Origin of the sequence: Promicromonospora sp. NPDC052451 (assembly GCF_044547525.1) — a bacterium.
Taxonomy (GTDB): Bacteria; Actinomycetota; Actinomycetes; order Actinomycetales; family Cellulomonadaceae; genus Promicromonospora.
In genome coordinates this window covers 142,025-155,774 of the sequence record NZ_JBIUAP010000009.1, presented here as the reverse complement: position 1 = coordinate 155,774, position 13,750 = coordinate 142,025, and the positions used below count along the sequence as shown (strand labels likewise).

Genomic DNA, 13,750 nt, shown 5'->3' with positions numbered 1-13,750 from the left:
CCCCGCGGCGTCACGCCTCCAGCAGGATGGTCACCGGACCGTCGTTGACCAGCTCCACCTGCATGTCGGCGCCGAACCGGCCGGTCTCGACCGTCAGGCCGCGCTCCCGCAGCGCGGCCACGACGGCGTCGACGAGCGGTTCGGCGACCGGCCCCGGCGCCGCCTGGTTCCACGTGGGGCGGCGCCCCTTGCGGGCGTCGCCGTAGAGGGTGAACTGGCTGACGACGAGCACCGGCGCGCCGACGTCGGCCACCGACTGCTCGTCGTGCAGGATCCGCAGGTCGGCGATCTTGCGCGCGATGGTCTCGACCTGGGCCGGGCCGTCGTCGTGGGTGACGCCGACCAGCGCGAGGATGCCGGGCTTGTCGATCGCGCCGACCACCTCGCCGTCGACCACCACCGACGCGCGGGTGACGCGCTGCAGCACGGCCCTCATCGCCGCACCTCCCCGTACGCGCCGGCGAAGACCGCGCGCACCTCGCCCACCGGGCGGCCGCCGCCCAGCACAGGCACCCGGCCGAGCGCGTCGAGCCCTCCGGGGTAGACGCCGGGCAGGCCCGCCGCGCCCGCCGCCCGCAGCGCCGCGGCGAGGATCACGGGGCGGGCCCGGGCGGAACCGTCGAGCACCTTGAACGCCAGGGCGGAGCCGTCGGGCAGCCCCGCGGCATAGACACCCTCCGCGCCGTCCTTGGCCACCAGGCCCGGGACGGCCTGCATGGCGAGCGTGACGTCGCGGCCGGTGCCGCCCACCATGTCGGGGTGCGCGGAGATCGCGCGGGCCACCCGTGCCTCGTGCGAGCGGACGTCCTGCGTCGGCGCCGCGCCCAGCACCGAGAAGGCCCGCGCCAGGCCCAGCAGGGTCGTGGAGAACAGCGGCGCTCCGCAGCCGTCGACCGTGGTGCGCATGACCACCTCGGCGTCGCCCGTCGTCTCCAGGACGGTGCTGCGCACGGCGCGCTGCAGCGGGTGCTCGGGCGACAGGTACGTCTCGATGTCCCACCCCTGCGCGAGGCAGGTCGCGAGCATCGCCGCGTGCTTGCCCGAGCAGTTCTGCGTGAGCGACGCCGGCCCGGGTCCGCCGGCCAGCGGCGCCATGTGCCACTCCAGCGCGGCCAGCGGGTGGAGCGGCAGGTCGGGCGTGTTATGCAGCGCGTCGATCCCCAGACCCACGGAGCCGAGGATCTGCAGCACGCCCTCCAGGTGGAAACGCTCGCCGTTGTGGCTCGCGGACGCGAGCGCCAGCAGACGGTCCGGCAGCTCCAGGCCTGCGCGCAGCATCGCGAGGAGCTGCACCGGCTTGAGCGAGGAACGGGGCCAGATCGGCGTGGTCGGGTTGCCGACCTGGAGCACGGGCCGCCCCGCCGGGTCGAGCACCACGAGGTGCCCCAGGTGCACCGACTCGACGAGGTCGCCGCGGATCACCTCGGCCAGCGGTGCGGCGTCGTCGAGCACGCTGCCCGACGCCGTGCCACCGGTCCGGGGCGCCGGCGCCATCCGGCCGGTGGCCGCCTCGGCGGTCACCATCCGCCCTGCGGGCCGCGCGGCTTGTTGCCGGTGCCGTACGGCTGGAGGCGCGGCCGCACGTCGGCCCAGTAGACGATGGCCGGGACCACGGCGATCACGTTGAGGAACGAGCCCGCCGTGATGTAGCTCGGCGGCAGGCCGAGCAGGCCGAAGACGGCCGCGGCGCCGAGGATCACGAGCCAGATCGGCTTGGAGAGCTTGCCCTCGGACCGGTAGGCGTGGGCAGGGCGACGGATCGCGTCGACCAGGGCGACCACCTGGACCGCGAAGACGATGACGCCCAGCACGATGAAGACGAACTGTTGGAGTGCTCCGAACACGGGACGAGCCTACGGCACGGAGGTGACGGATCCCCTGGTCGGACGGCACGATCCCGGGCGGACGTGCCCGGCCGGGCCGGGCAGCACGGCGAGCAGCGCCCAGAGCCGGCTCACGGCGAACCCGACCGCGAGGAACACCGCGGCCGTCACACCCCGCACCTGATGACGACGACCTGTTGTCCCCAGCCTGTGGACGGTCGAGCTACAGCTCCGGCAGCGCCTCGCGCGCCTCGCCCGGGGTGGCCCCCGCGGCTTCCAGCGCGTCCACCACGGGCGAGCGCAGGAGCATCACCAGCGACTGCACCTGCCAGTCGCCCTCACCCACGGTCCGCGGGTCCACGCGGGCCGCCACGGCGGCCAGCGCCTCCCGTCCGCGCGAACCGTCGCCGCCGGAGCCGACGTCGGACGCGAGCTGCCGCACCCCCGTCGCGAAACCCTCGACCAGCCCCGCGACCGGCTCGACATCGTGGTCGCCCTGGATCACCGGCAGCACGCGGCGGGCCAGGACCCGCACCGAACGCATGGTCCGGTCCACGAGCACCGCCTGGCCCTCCAGGCGCGCCAGCTCGCCGCGATGCACCCGCCCCACGGAGATCCGCGCCAGCTCGCGGGCCCCGCGCGCCGCCTCCTGCCACTCCGCGAGCACCGGCTCGGAGGCGCGGCCCCGCACGAGCGCGGCGCCGACGTCGTCCACGTCGCGGGACCGCAGGCCGCGGGCGAGCGTCTCCAGGGTCTCGGCCAGCTCGGTCACGGCCTGCTCGGCGAGCGCCCGGGGCCGCCGCCGGGTGTCCCCCGGAGTGAGCAGCGCGACGAGCAGGGCGACGGCGCCGCCCGTCAGGGCGTCGGTCCACCGGCCGAGCGGCCCGCCCGACACCGACGGCAGACCCACCACGATGATCGCCTGCACGCCGGCCTGCGTGACCAGGAGCGCGCCCCGGTCGATGAACCGTGCCGCGACCGCGGAGAGGAAGAGCACCAGGCTGAGCTGCCACCAGCCGGACCCGATGAGGTGCACGATCAGGTCACCGATCGCGACCCCGACGGCCACGCCCACCGCCATCTCGGACACCCGCCGCACGTCCCGCTGCGCGGTGAAACCGAGGAGCACCCATGCCGCGACCGGCGCGAAGAACGGCTGCTCGTGCCCGAGCAGGTACCGCGCCACCAGGTAGGCGATGCCCGCGGCGAGCGACGCCTGCGCGATCGGGATCAGGCTCGCGCGGGCCCGGGTCCAGCCCTGCCGCAAGCGGGTGCGCAGCATCAGCGTGCGCATGGCCTTGTCCCACATCTCGTCGGCCGCCCCGGGCAGGTTGCTCACGAACGCATCCTCCCATTCACCCCCGGCAAACAGCTGAGTGCGGGATATTCGCCCTTTTCTGTGTGTCAGAAGGGCGAATATCCCGCACTCAACGGGGCCGGGGTCAGATGAGGCTGGAGGGGGCGCGGAGGCCCGGGGTCAGGGGGCCGTGCGCCTCCGGGCGGTCGGGCGACAGGCCGTCGCCCGGGACGATCGTCTCCTGGGCCGCCGTCACCTCGATCGGCTGGCCGGAGACCTCGCCGGCGACCACCAGCTCCGCCTCCTCCGGGACGTTCCGCTTGAGCACCGCGAGGCCGATGGGGCCCAGCTCGTGGTGCCGCGCCATCGAGGTGAGCGTCCCGACCACCTTGCCCGCCCCGCCGTCCGACGCCGGCAGGCGCACCTCGGCGCCCGGCTCCGGGAGCAGGTGCTGCGACCCGTCGAGGTGCAGCATCACGAGGCGGCGCGGCGGCCGGCCCAGGTTGTGCACGCGTGCGACGGTCTCCTGCCCGCGGTAGCAGCCCTTGTTGATGTGCACGGCGGTGCGCAGCCAGTCCAGCTCGTGCGGGATGGTGCGGCCGTCGACCTCGCGCGCGAGCCGCGGGCGCCAGGCCTCGACGCGGAGGGCCTCGGTGGCCCAGGTACCGACGAGCGGCCAGCCCGCCGCCTCCCGCGCCGCGACCTCGGACTCCAGGTCCGCGCGCGGCACGAGCACGAGGCGCCAGGGACGGTCCGCGCCAGGGTGCGCGGTCTCGGCCGGGCCGTAGCGCGTTCCGCCGCCGACCACGTGCGGCCAGGCGTCGTGCCACGTCAGGGGCTCACCCTCGGCGCCCTCGGCGGCCACCGGCTCGCCGATCGCCGCCCACTCGCCGGTCACGTCCGCGACCTCGACGCGCAGCGTGAACCGCATACGGTCCAGCCAGGCGGTCAGGCCCGGCGCCGACGCACGCTCGGTGACGAGCCACGTGGCCTCGCCGTCGTCCACCACGCCGGCCGCGTGCTCGACGTGGCCCTGCGGCGACAGGACGAGCAGCTCGGTGCTGGTCCGGGGCAGCAGGCCCTCGAGCTGCTGCGAGGTGATCGAGTGCAGCCAGCTCAGGCGGTCCGGGCCGGCGACGCGCACGACGCCGAGGTGCGACTGGTCCACGACGGCGCCCCCGCGGGACAGCGCACGCTGCTCGGCGGTCGGGTCGCCGTAGTGCCAGGCGACGCCCGCGTCCGGCCCGGCCGCGGCGACCGCGCCGTGCCGGCTCAACAGGGGGCTCTGGTAGTCCGTGCTGTCCATGCTCACCTCAGGTGCAGCGTCGTGGGCGGGCGAGTCATTCCCGCCCGCGGGTACCTACTGGCGGTCCAGCTCCGCGGAGGCGTAGGAGCGCAGCGGCTCCCCGAACGCGGCGAGCTCCTCGACCCACAGCAGCCGGCCCTGCACCAGGCCGTACAGCCGTTTCGACGCGCGCACCTCCGCCGCCGTCGACGTCCGCGCGATCGCGTCCGACGCCAGGTCGATCCGGCCGTTGCCCGCGGCGCCGACATAGACGGTGATGCGCCCGGAGGCGTCGGCGACGAGCACCTCGAGCGCGTGCTTGTCGTCCTCGATCCCGTCCGGCCGGTCGGTGGAGACCCGCCAGTAGCCGGTCTCGGTGGACCAGACGGTGCCCGCCTCGCCGACCTCGGCCGCCTCGGGGGCCTGGGCGGTCTCGGACGCCTCGGTCGGGTCCGGCACGGGGGCCGGCCACTCGCCGTCGGCCGGCAGGGCGTCCGGCACGGCGCCGTCGAGCACGCGCAGCGTGGACTCGAACCGCAGGTAGGGGCCGCCGTCGTGGTCGAAGACGAGGTCCTGCACGAAGGTCTTCTTGCCGACGGTCGGGTACTCGATCACACCCTCGCCGCGCCACCGGCCGACCAGCCAGGCCAGCGGGTACACCTCGGGCGACAGACCGTCCGGGAACGTGAACGTCATCAGCGCTGGCCGGTGTACAGCTTGTAGACGACGTAGCCGGCGAACCAGGCGACCGCCACGGCGACCGCGACGATGAGGCCGGTGAAGATGATCTCGAGGGCATGGATCGACATGTTCTTGATCCTAACCGGCCACGGCTTACAGTCGGCGGCATGCGCCAGCTCGTGATCAAGACCACTGCAGGCCTGGACCGGCCCGAGGCCACCAACCAGGCATTCACCGTCGCCGCCGCCGCGGTCGCGTCCGGGGCCGAGGTGAGCCTCTGGCTCACCGGGGAGTCGGCCTGGTTCGCGCTGCCCGGGCGCGCGGCGGACCTCGCGCTCGATCACGCGACGCCGCTGCCCGACCTGCTGGACGTGATCCTGGCCGCGGGTACCGTCACCCTCTGCACCCAGTGCGCGGCGCGCCGCGACATCACCGAGGCCGACGTGCTGCCCGGCGTCCGCATCGCGGGCTCCGCCCTGTTCACGGAGGAGATCCTCCGTGACGGCGCCCAGGCGCTCGTCTACTGACGGTGCCCGGGCGCCGAGCCCAGGATCACGCCCGGACGAGGCCCGACCGGCGCATCAGCAGGTAGAGCTCGCAGCCCAGGCACAGGCCGATGACAGCGTTGAGCGCGGCGGCGACGAAGGCCACGGCCGCCGCGATCGGCACGGCGGGAAGCACCCCGAACGCGCCGAGGATCACGCCGACCGCGGTGACGAAGAGGCCGATGCCCTGCGCGAACCGCGGCGGGCGCCGGTCCTCCATCTCCGCGGGCGGCCCCAGGCGCGGGCGGACGAACCGCTTGTAGACGAAGCCCTGCCACGTGCCCTCGGCCCCGCGCAGCGTGCCGAGCAGGAAGCTCAGCATGATGAACACGAGCAGCCACAGCCCGGCCGGGCTCGCACCGAGCAGCACCACCGCGGCCAGCAGCACCGCGGTGATGCTGGCCCCCACGCGCGGCCCGCGCGGGTCGATCATTCCCTTGCTCATGGTCATGACTGCCCTTCTCCGTCAGCTTCGGCCACCGCGGCCGGGACCCGGTTGAGCGCCTGCCGGGCCTGGGTGTCGGACACGACGCCGCTCATCCGGGCCACCTCGCGGCCTCCGCCGTCGACCACGAGGACCGTCGGGGTGCGGAGCACGCCGAGGGTGCGCACGAGGTCGAGGTGGTCGTCCACCAGCACCTCACGATGGCCGACGCCGGAACCCGCCCCGGTCAGACCGCCCAGGACACGGGCGGTGGACCGGCACGCGGCACACACCTCGGCCGAGAACTGCACGAAGGTCACGCGGTCCTCGAGCGCGATCCCGGAGGCCGCCCAGTCGATCCCGGCCGGCGTCTCCCGGGGAGCGCGCACGGCACCCTGACGTGCCGACCACCACACTCCGAGCGCCGCGGTGCCCAGCACGAGCACGACCAGCGCAATCACCTGTCCCAGCATTTAACCCACGATGCCGTGACTTGCTCGTCCAGACAAGTCTGCGCCTGTGATGACGCCCGTCACAGTGCGGTCGATCCGTCTTCTCGCGCACCCGCCCACGTGCTTTCCTTGACCGGACCCCCTGCCGCACCTGGATTTCGTGTGCCGAAATATCACCCAACACCCTGACGTCGCGGTGGTAACGTGCATGCATCCGCATATATGGGAGAAAATGCTACGATGGAAGTTTTGCCAACTCGCACCTGGAATGGAATTACCATCCCAGCGGCCGGGGTGTACGCACTCGACCAGAACCACAAGCGGCTCGGCTTCCTCGCCATGCACATGATGGTCAGCCCGGTGCGGGGTGAGTTCGCCGAGGGCGAGGCCACCGTCGAGGTCGGAGAGGACCCGCTGGCGTCCCGCGTGACCTGCACCATCCAGGCGGAATCGATCGACACCCATGTGGCGGACCGGGACACCCACCTGAAGAGCGCGGACTTCCTGGACGTCGAGAACCACCCGACCATCGAGTTCCACAGCACCGGCTTCCGCATGCAGGCCGAGGTCGACCCGATCTTCTCCTGGGCCCGCCTCAAGGCCGGCACCGTGGGCCGTCGCCCCCACGACCCGCTGCAGCCCGACGGCTCGTTCACCAAGTTCCTCATGGACGGCCAGCTCACCGTGCGCGGCGTCACGCGCCCGGTCACGCTCGACTGCGAGTTCGGCGGCGTTGGCCACGACCCCTACGGGCAGGACATCTTCGGCTTCCACGGGAGCTGCGAGATCGAGCGCGAGGAGTGGGGGCTCCTCTGGAACGTCGCCCTGGAGGCCGGCGGCGTCCTGGTCGCCAAGAAGGTCCGGATCGAGATCGCCGGCGAGATGATCCGCCAGTCCTGACCGGGGCGCGCCCACCCTGTCCCGCCCTGTCCGACGGCGCCGTGGTCACCTCACAGGATGACCATGCGCCCCACGACGAACACCAGGATCCCGCACACCACCACGGGCAGCGCGCTCGCCGAGATCCCGGCCAGCCGTGCACCGCGGGCAGGCAGGCGCTCCAGCAGCAGGTGCAGCGCCCCGACGGTGAGCCCCGCGACGAGGCCGCACCACAGCCCGCTCACGGTGTCGATGTTCGGCAGCAGGGTCCCGGCGGCGCCACCCACGAGCACGGCGGCGACGGCGGAGATCGCCAGCGCCACCCAGCCCCGCACGGGCAGCGCGGACACGGCGGCGGCCACCGCCAGCGCGACCGCGCTCGTCACCACCAGCGCGGCCCCGGCGTCCGACCGGGCGGCCGCGATCCAGCCGGAGGCCGCGATCGCGGCCACCACCCCCGCCACGGTGCCCGAGACGGACTCCGTGAGCTGGGGCCTGCCGTCGCGGCGCAGCATCTGCGCCACGAACGCGAGCACGACCGCACCGGCCAGCACCGTCGGCAGGTGCCGCAGCACGGGCTCGCCCGGCGTCACGTAGGTGACGGCCGCGCCGCCGATGCCGCAGAGCGCCACGACCACGCGGGTGCTTCCCGGCGCGGGCAGCCGCAGCAACGAGGGCCAGCCCAGCGCCACGAGGACCACCAGGACCACGACGGCGGCCGCGAGGGGCAACGGCCGGGGCTGTACGTAGGACGCGGCGGCGACGAGGGCCGCGAGCGCGGCGGTCGTCACGGCCCGGGTGGAGACGGACACGACCATGAGTTTTCCAGAGTCTGTGCCCGTTCCCTCAATTTCGGTCGCCCGAACCCGCCGGGCCGCCAGTTACCGGGCCTGCGGGAGGCCGGCAACACCCGCGTCATGTGAGCGTCACGGGTCCTGACCAGCATGGTGGTGGCCAGGAAAAGGACGTGTAACATGCACGCAACAAGCAACAGGGCAGACTTCCGCAGAGCCAGTTGGACGCGACGGGACGTCTCGCTACCCGCGGGACCCGAGCCAGGGACGGTTGCAAGGCGCCGGTTCCGAGAGGAGGTGCGTCAATGGCAGAGCTGTTGATCCTCACGCCCGTCACCGGCGGGTCGGCCGAGGTACTGCCCGCACTGGGGCTGCTGTCGCATCGGGTGCGGGTGCTCCCGATGGAGCCGTCGGCGCTGGTCGACGCCCCGGATGCGGACGTCGTCCTGCTCGACGCCCGGCGGGACCTGGTCGCCGCCCGGACCACGTGCCGGCTGCTGCACGCGACGGGTCTCACCGTGCCGCTCGTGCTGATCCTCACCGAGGGCGGCCTCACGGTCGTGACCCACGAGTGGGGCGCCGACGACCTGCTGCTGGAGTCCGCGTCGCCCGCCGAGGTCGAGGCCCGCCTGCGCCTCGTCGTGGAGCGTTCCGCGCGCGGCCCCGCCGAGGAGTCCCAGCAGGAGATCTCCGCGGGCGAGCTCGCGATCGACGCGGGCGGGTACACGGCACGGCTGCGCGGCCGCCCGATCGACCTCACCTACAAGGAGTTCGAGCTCCTCAAGTACCTGGTGCAGCACCCCGGCCGCGTGTTCACGCGCGCCCAGCTGCTGCAGGAGGTCTGGGGCTACGACTACTACGGCGGCACCCGTACCGTGGACGTCCACGTGCGGCGCCTGCGCGCCAAGCTCGGGCCGGAGCACGAGCAGCTCATCGGCACGGTGCGCAACGTCGGCTACCGCTTCGACCCGCCCAAGGAGCAGCGCGCGAACGAGGAGCTCGCCGAGCCGGCGCGGCCCGAGGCCGGCGCGGTCCCGGGCACCGACGCCGGCGCCGGGACGACGTCCGCCACCCCGGCCCCCGGCCCGAGAGCCACGGACGACCCGAGCGCGGGTTCGACGGGACGCCGGGTCGCGCAGACCGGCCCCTGAGGGCCGGCTGACACGCCGGGACGCCGAGCACATGGTCCGCGGGAACCTGCGCCGGGGTGCCGCGCGGACCGGGGACCGAGCGCGTAGGTTCGTACCCGTGACCGCACTCTCGGCCCGGCCGGCCGTACGCACGGCAGCCACCAGCGACTACACGTGCGCGCTGGTCGACGGCCCGTGGCAGCACGAGTTCGTCTCGTCCGGCGGCTCCCGGTTCCACGTGGCTGTCGCCGGGCCGGACCACCGCACGGCGCCCCTGGTGCTCCTGCTGCACGGGTACCCCCAGTTCTGGTGGGCCTGGCGCGCCCAGATCCCCGCCCTGGCCGATGCCGGCTACCGCGTCGCCGCGATGGACGTGCGCGGCGCGGGCGCCTCGGACAAGCCGCCGTCGGGCTACGGGATGCCGCCGCGCGCGGCGGACGTCGCCGGCGTCATCCGCTCGCTCGGACGTGAGCGGGCGGTGGTCGTGGGCCACGGCACGGGTGGTGCGCTCGCCTGGGCGGTGGCCGCCCTGCACCCCGGCACGACGTCGGCCGTCGCCGTGCTGGCGAGCCCCCACCCCGCCCGTGTGCGGCTGCGCAGCCGGGCGGCGTACACCACGGCGGCCCTCCGCGAGCTGGCGTACCTGCAGGTGCCCACGCTGCCGGAGCGGGCACTGACCCGGGGCGACCTGGTGGAGCGCACGCTCGCGCTCGGCGCGGCCACACCGCTGCCGGACGACGTCGTCGACCGGTACCGGAACGCCATGCGCATCCCGTTCGCCGCCCACTCGGCCGCCGAGGCGATGCGGTGGGCCGTGCGGTCGACGCCCCGGATGGACGGCCGGCGCTTCGGTGTCGCGCTCCGCCGGCCGCTCGACGTGCCCGCCCTGCAGCTCCAGGGCGGACGCGACGGCTTCGTCCGCCCCGAGCGGGTCGACCTCGACGCGCTCGCCTTCGCCCGTGACCTGCGCTTCGAGCTGATCCCGGACGCCGGCCACTTTCTCCCCGAGGAGGCGCCGGACCGGGTCAGCGGGATCCTGCTGGACTGGCTGGCCCGCGTCAGCCCTGTGCCGGTGTAGCGCGCTTCGGCGCCGCCACGACGAGCGGCAGGCCCGCCGACGCCGGGCGCTCCGGCGCGGGCCGCACCAGGGCGGCGGCCTTGTCGGGGTCGGTCTCCCCTGCCCCGTACGACGGGCACAGGTGCGCGATGCTGCACGCCCCGCACGCCGGCGTGCGGGCCAGGCAGACGCGCCGGCCGTGCCACACGAGGTGGTGGCTGAGCATGGTCCAGTCCTTCTTGGGGAACAGCTCCCCGACCTCGGCCTCGACCTTGACCGGGTCCTCCTCCGTGGTGAAGCCCAGGCGCCGGGCCAGCCTGCCGAAGTGGGTGTCCACGGTGATCCCGGGGACCCCGAAGGCGTTGCCGAGCACCACGTTCGCCGTCTTGCGGCCCACGCCGGGCAGGGTCACCAGGTCCTTCAGGCGGCCGGGGACCTCGCCGTCGAACCGTTCGACGAGCGCCTTGCCCAGGCCGATCACGGCCCGCGCCTTGGCCCGGAAGAAGCCGAGCGGGCGCAGGATCTCCTCGAGCTCCTCCGGGTTCGCCTCCGCGTACGCCCGGGCGTCGGGGTACATGACGAAGAGCTCCGGCGTGGTCTGGTTGACCCGGACGTCGGTGGTCTGGGCGCTGAGCACGGTCGCGACCAGCAGCTCCAGCGGCGTGGTGAAGTCGAGCTCCGCCCGGGCGTCCGGGTAGGTCTCCCCCAGCACGCGGTTGATGCGCCGGGCCCGGCGCACGAGCGCCAGCCTGCTCTCGGGCTCGTTCCTGGTGGTGGTCACGTCGTCACACTAGCGACCGCCACTGACACCGTCCGGTGGGAATCGGCCGCCGCGCTCGCCCCCGGCGGATGGCCACGTGTACCTAGGACGCGGAGTATGAGAAGGTCAAGGGCGCCCCGGACCTCACGACGGTCCCTGTGAATCGAGGAAGAGTCACCATGCCGTACACGCACCACCTGCGCGTCTACCCGTCCGCCGAGCCGCTCAAGCGCACCGACCAGCTCGCCTGGAAGCTCGCGGAGCTCGCCACCGACACCGTCGAGCCCACGGCCGAGGTCACCGACATGGTGATCAACCGCGTGATCGACAACGCCGCGGTCGCGGCGGCCAGCCTCACGCGCGGCCCCGCCGTCGCGGCCCGGTCGCAGGCCCAGGCGCACCCGTACACGCCCGGCTCCACGGTCTTCGGCCTGGCCCCGGAGGCCACCAGCAGCCCCGAGTGGGCGGCCTGGGCCAACGGCGTCGCCGTCCGCGAGCTCGACTTCCACGACACCTTCCTCGCCGCCGAGTACTCCCACCCGGGCGACAACATCCCGCCGGTCCTGGCCGTGGCCCAGCACGCGGGCCGCACCGGCGCCGAGCTGGTCCGGGGCATCGTGACCGGCTACGAGATCCAGGTGGACCTGGTCCGCGCGATCAGCCTGCACAAGCACAAGATCGACCACGTGGCGCACCTCGGCCCGTCGGCGGCGGCCGGTATCGGCACGCTGCTCGGCCTGGACACCGAGACGGTGTTCCAGGCGATCGGCCAGGCCCTGCACACCACCACCGCCACGCGGCAGAGCCGCAAGGGCCAGATCTCCACGTGGAAGGCGCACGCGCCGGCCTTCGCGGGCAAGCTCGCGGTCGAGGCCGTGGACCGCGCCATGCGCGGCCAGACGTCCCCCGAGCCCATCTACGAGGGCGAGGACGGCGTGGTCGCGTGGCTCCTGGACGGCCCCGACGCCGCCTACTCCGTGGTGCTGCCCGAGGCCGGCGAGGCCCGGACCGGGATCCTCGACACGTACACCAAGGAGCACTCCGCGGAGTACCAGGCGCAGGCGATCATCGACATGGCCCGCGCGCTGGGCGCCGAGCGCCCCGAGCTGCGCGACCCGGCGAACGTCGCCTCGATCGTGCTGCACACCAGCCACCACACGCACCACGTGATCGGCTCGGGCGCGAACGACCCGCAGAAGTACGACCCGACGGCGTCGCGCGAGACCCTCGACCACTCGGTGCCGTACATCTTCACCGTCGCGCTGCAGGACGGCGGCTGGCACCACGTGGACTCCTACGCCCCTTCACGGGCCCAGCGCCCGGACACCGTGGAGCTGTGGCGCAAGGTCACCACCGCCGAGGACCCGGAGTGGACGCGTCGCTACCACTCGACCGACCCCGCGGAGAAGGCGTTCGGCGGCCGCGTCGAGATCACGCTCACCTCGGGCGAGGTGGTCACGCGCGAGATCGCCGTCGCCGACGCCCACCCGCTGGGCGCCCGCCCGTTCGTCCGGGCGAACTACGTGGCCAAGTTCCGCACGCTGGCGGCGGGTGTCCTGGAGGACGCCGAGATCGAGCGCTTCCTCGGCCTGGCCGAGCGGCTGCCCGAGCTCACGCCCGCCGAGGTCCGTGAGCTCACGATCGTCGCCGCCCCCGGCGTCCTGGGCGCCGTCGCGGCCCCGACGGGCCTGTTCGAGCTGGGGCGTGCCTGATGCTCTACTCCCACCTCACCCCGGCCGCGAAGCGCCGCGCCTTCCGCGAGGCCCTCGCCGGCCCGGAGATCCTGCGCCTGCCGGGCGCCTTCAACCCCCTGAGCGCCACGCTCATCCAGGACAAGGGGTTCGACGGCGTCTACGTCTCCGGTGCGGTCCTCTCCGCCGACCTGGGCCTGCCCGACATCGGCCTCACCACCCTCACCGAGGTGGCCGGCCGCGCCGCGCAGATCGCCCGGGTCACCGACCTGCCCGTGCTGGCCGACGCCGACACCGGGTTCGGCGAGCCCATGAACGTGGCTCGCACGGTCCAGACCATGGAGGACGCCGGGGTGGCCGGCATCCACATCGAGGACCAGGTCAACCCCAAGCGGTGCGGTCACCTCGACGGCAAGGAGGTGGTCGGGCTCGGCGACGCCGTCCGGCGCATCCGGGCCGCCGTCGACGGCCGCCGCGACCCCGACTTCCTGATCATGGCGCGCACCGACGTGCGCGGCACGGAACCGGGCGAGCGCGGGCTCCGGCTCGCGATCGACCGCGCCAAGGCCTTGGTCGACGCCGGGGCGGACGCGATCTTCCCCGAGGCGATGAAGGATCTCGCGGAGTTCGAGGCCGTCGCCTCGGCCCTCGACGTGCCGGTGCTGGCCAACATGACGGAGTTCGGCAAGTCCGAGCTCTTCACCACGCAGCAGCTCCAGGACGCCGGCGCCCGGCTCGTCATCTACCCCGTCACCCTGCTCCGCATCGCGATGGGCGCCGCCGAGCGCGCGCTGGACCAGATCGCGGCGTCGGGCACGCAGGCGGACCTGGTGCCGCAGATGCAGACCCGCGCGCGGCTCTACGAGCTGAACGACTACGCCGCCTACAACCACTTCGACTCGAACGTCTTCACCTACCAGCCCTGACCTCGT

Annotated in this window: 16 protein-coding genes and 1 pseudogene; 6 read left to right on the top strand and 11 right to left on the bottom strand. The window is 73.8% G+C overall.

All coding sequences use genetic code 11. The features are described from left to right. Positions 1-10: 10 nt before the first annotated feature. The 7 genes from dtd to ACIG47_RS17305 form a co-directional block, all read right to left on the bottom strand. Positions 11-436 (bottom strand): D-aminoacyl-tRNA deacylase, encoded by a 426-nt coding sequence (dtd, locus tag ACIG47_RS17335; RefSeq protein ID WP_182619549.1) that lies wholly within the window; start codon positions 434-436, stop codon positions 11-13. Beyond that, complete coding sequence (locus ACIG47_RS17330) at positions 433-1,494, bottom strand: asparaginase (protein WP_397432311.1); 1,062 nt, start codon at positions 1,492-1,494, stop codon at positions 433-435. Before ACIG47_RS17330 ends, dtd begins: the two co-directional genes overlap by 4 nt. 23 nt (positions 1,495-1,517) lie before the next feature. Further along, a complete protein-coding gene (locus ACIG47_RS17325) occupies positions 1,518-1,844 on the bottom strand; it encodes a DUF2516 family protein (protein ID WP_397413289.1) in 327 nt (108 codons plus the stop codon). A 9-nt stretch (positions 1,845-1,853) separates the two neighbouring features. Then, positions 1,854-1,994, bottom strand: coding sequence for a hypothetical protein (locus ACIG47_RS17320; RefSeq protein ID WP_397432239.1), 141 nt, complete (start codon positions 1,992-1,994; stop codon positions 1,854-1,856). A 52-nt stretch (positions 1,995-2,046) separates the two neighbouring features. Then, entirely contained in the window at positions 2,047-3,162 is a 1,116-nt protein-coding gene (locus ACIG47_RS17315; RefSeq protein WP_397413287.1) for an aromatic acid exporter family protein, read from the bottom strand. A gap of 103 nt (positions 3,163-3,265) precedes the next feature. After that, positions 3,266-4,426, bottom strand: coding sequence for a YgfZ/GcvT domain-containing protein (locus ACIG47_RS17310; protein ID WP_397432238.1), 1,161 nt, complete (start codon positions 4,424-4,426; stop codon positions 3,266-3,268). 54 nt (positions 4,427-4,480) lie between these two features. After that, a complete protein-coding gene (locus tag ACIG47_RS17305) occupies positions 4,481-5,101 on the bottom strand; it encodes an FABP family protein (protein ID WP_397413285.1) in 621 nt (206 codons plus the stop codon). A gap of 152 nt (positions 5,102-5,253) precedes the next feature. On the opposite strand from ACIG47_RS17305, the gene ACIG47_RS17300 reads away from it, so the two are divergent. After that, positions 5,254-5,613: a DsrE family protein gene (locus tag ACIG47_RS17300; RefSeq protein WP_397413284.1), complete on the top strand. Its 360-nt coding sequence runs from the start codon at positions 5,254-5,256 to the stop codon at positions 5,611-5,613. Positions 5,614-5,638: 25 nt separating this feature from the next. Here the strand turns inward: ACIG47_RS17300 and ACIG47_RS17295 are convergent, their stop codons facing one another. Together ACIG47_RS17295 and ACIG47_RS17290 are read right to left on the bottom strand one after the other, a co-directional pair. Next, a complete protein-coding gene (locus ACIG47_RS17295; protein WP_397413283.1) occupies positions 5,639-6,082 on the bottom strand; it encodes a DUF4395 domain-containing protein in 444 nt (147 codons plus the stop codon). Next, a complete protein-coding gene (locus ACIG47_RS17290; protein WP_397413282.1) occupies positions 6,079-6,528 on the bottom strand; it encodes a thioredoxin family protein in 450 nt (149 codons plus the stop codon). Before ACIG47_RS17290 ends, ACIG47_RS17295 begins: the two co-directional genes overlap by 4 nt. 273 nt (positions 6,529-6,801) lie before the next feature. On the opposite strand from ACIG47_RS17290, the gene ACIG47_RS17285 reads away from it, so the two are divergent. Then, positions 6,802-7,407: a YceI family protein gene (locus ACIG47_RS17285; protein WP_397432237.1), complete on the top strand. Its 606-nt coding sequence runs from the start codon at positions 6,802-6,804 to the stop codon at positions 7,405-7,407. A 50-nt stretch (positions 7,408-7,457) separates the two neighbouring features. Here the strand turns inward: ACIG47_RS17285 and ACIG47_RS17280 are convergent, their stop codons facing one another. Next, positions 7,458-8,204 (bottom strand): hypothetical protein, encoded by a 747-nt coding sequence (locus ACIG47_RS17280; RefSeq protein WP_397413280.1) that lies wholly within the window; start codon positions 8,202-8,204, stop codon positions 7,458-7,460. Between the two features lie 281 nt (positions 8,205-8,485). Between ACIG47_RS17280 and ACIG47_RS17275 the strand changes: the two are divergent. Continuing rightward, positions 8,486-9,193, top strand: a pseudogene (locus tag ACIG47_RS17275) (winged-helix domain-containing protein); the annotation flags it as partial. 235 nt (positions 9,194-9,428) lie between these two features. Further along, the gene (locus tag ACIG47_RS17270; protein ID WP_397432236.1) at positions 9,429-10,388 is read left to right on the top strand and encodes an alpha/beta fold hydrolase; all 960 of its coding nucleotides are present in this window, start codon (positions 9,429-9,431) and stop codon (positions 10,386-10,388) included. Here ACIG47_RS17270 and nth read toward each other — a convergent pair. Next, positions 10,369-11,148 (bottom strand): endonuclease III, encoded by a 780-nt coding sequence (gene nth, locus ACIG47_RS17265; RefSeq protein WP_397432235.1) that lies wholly within the window; start codon positions 11,146-11,148, stop codon positions 10,369-10,371. The genes ACIG47_RS17270 and nth overlap by 20 nt on opposite strands. A gap of 158 nt (positions 11,149-11,306) precedes the next feature. Between nth and ACIG47_RS17260 the strand changes: the two genes are divergently transcribed. Together ACIG47_RS17260 and prpB are read left to right on the top strand one after the other, a co-directional pair. Further along, positions 11,307-12,839, top strand: a complete 1,533-nt coding sequence (locus ACIG47_RS17260) for an MmgE/PrpD family protein (protein WP_397432234.1) — start codon at positions 11,307-11,309, stop codon at positions 12,837-12,839. Then, positions 12,839-13,744, top strand: a complete 906-nt coding sequence (gene prpB / locus ACIG47_RS17255; RefSeq protein ID WP_397413276.1) for a methylisocitrate lyase — start codon at positions 12,839-12,841, stop codon at positions 13,742-13,744. The genes ACIG47_RS17260 and prpB overlap by 1 nt, the downstream gene beginning before the upstream one ends. The last annotated feature ends 6 nt before the right edge of the window (positions 13,745-13,750 follow it).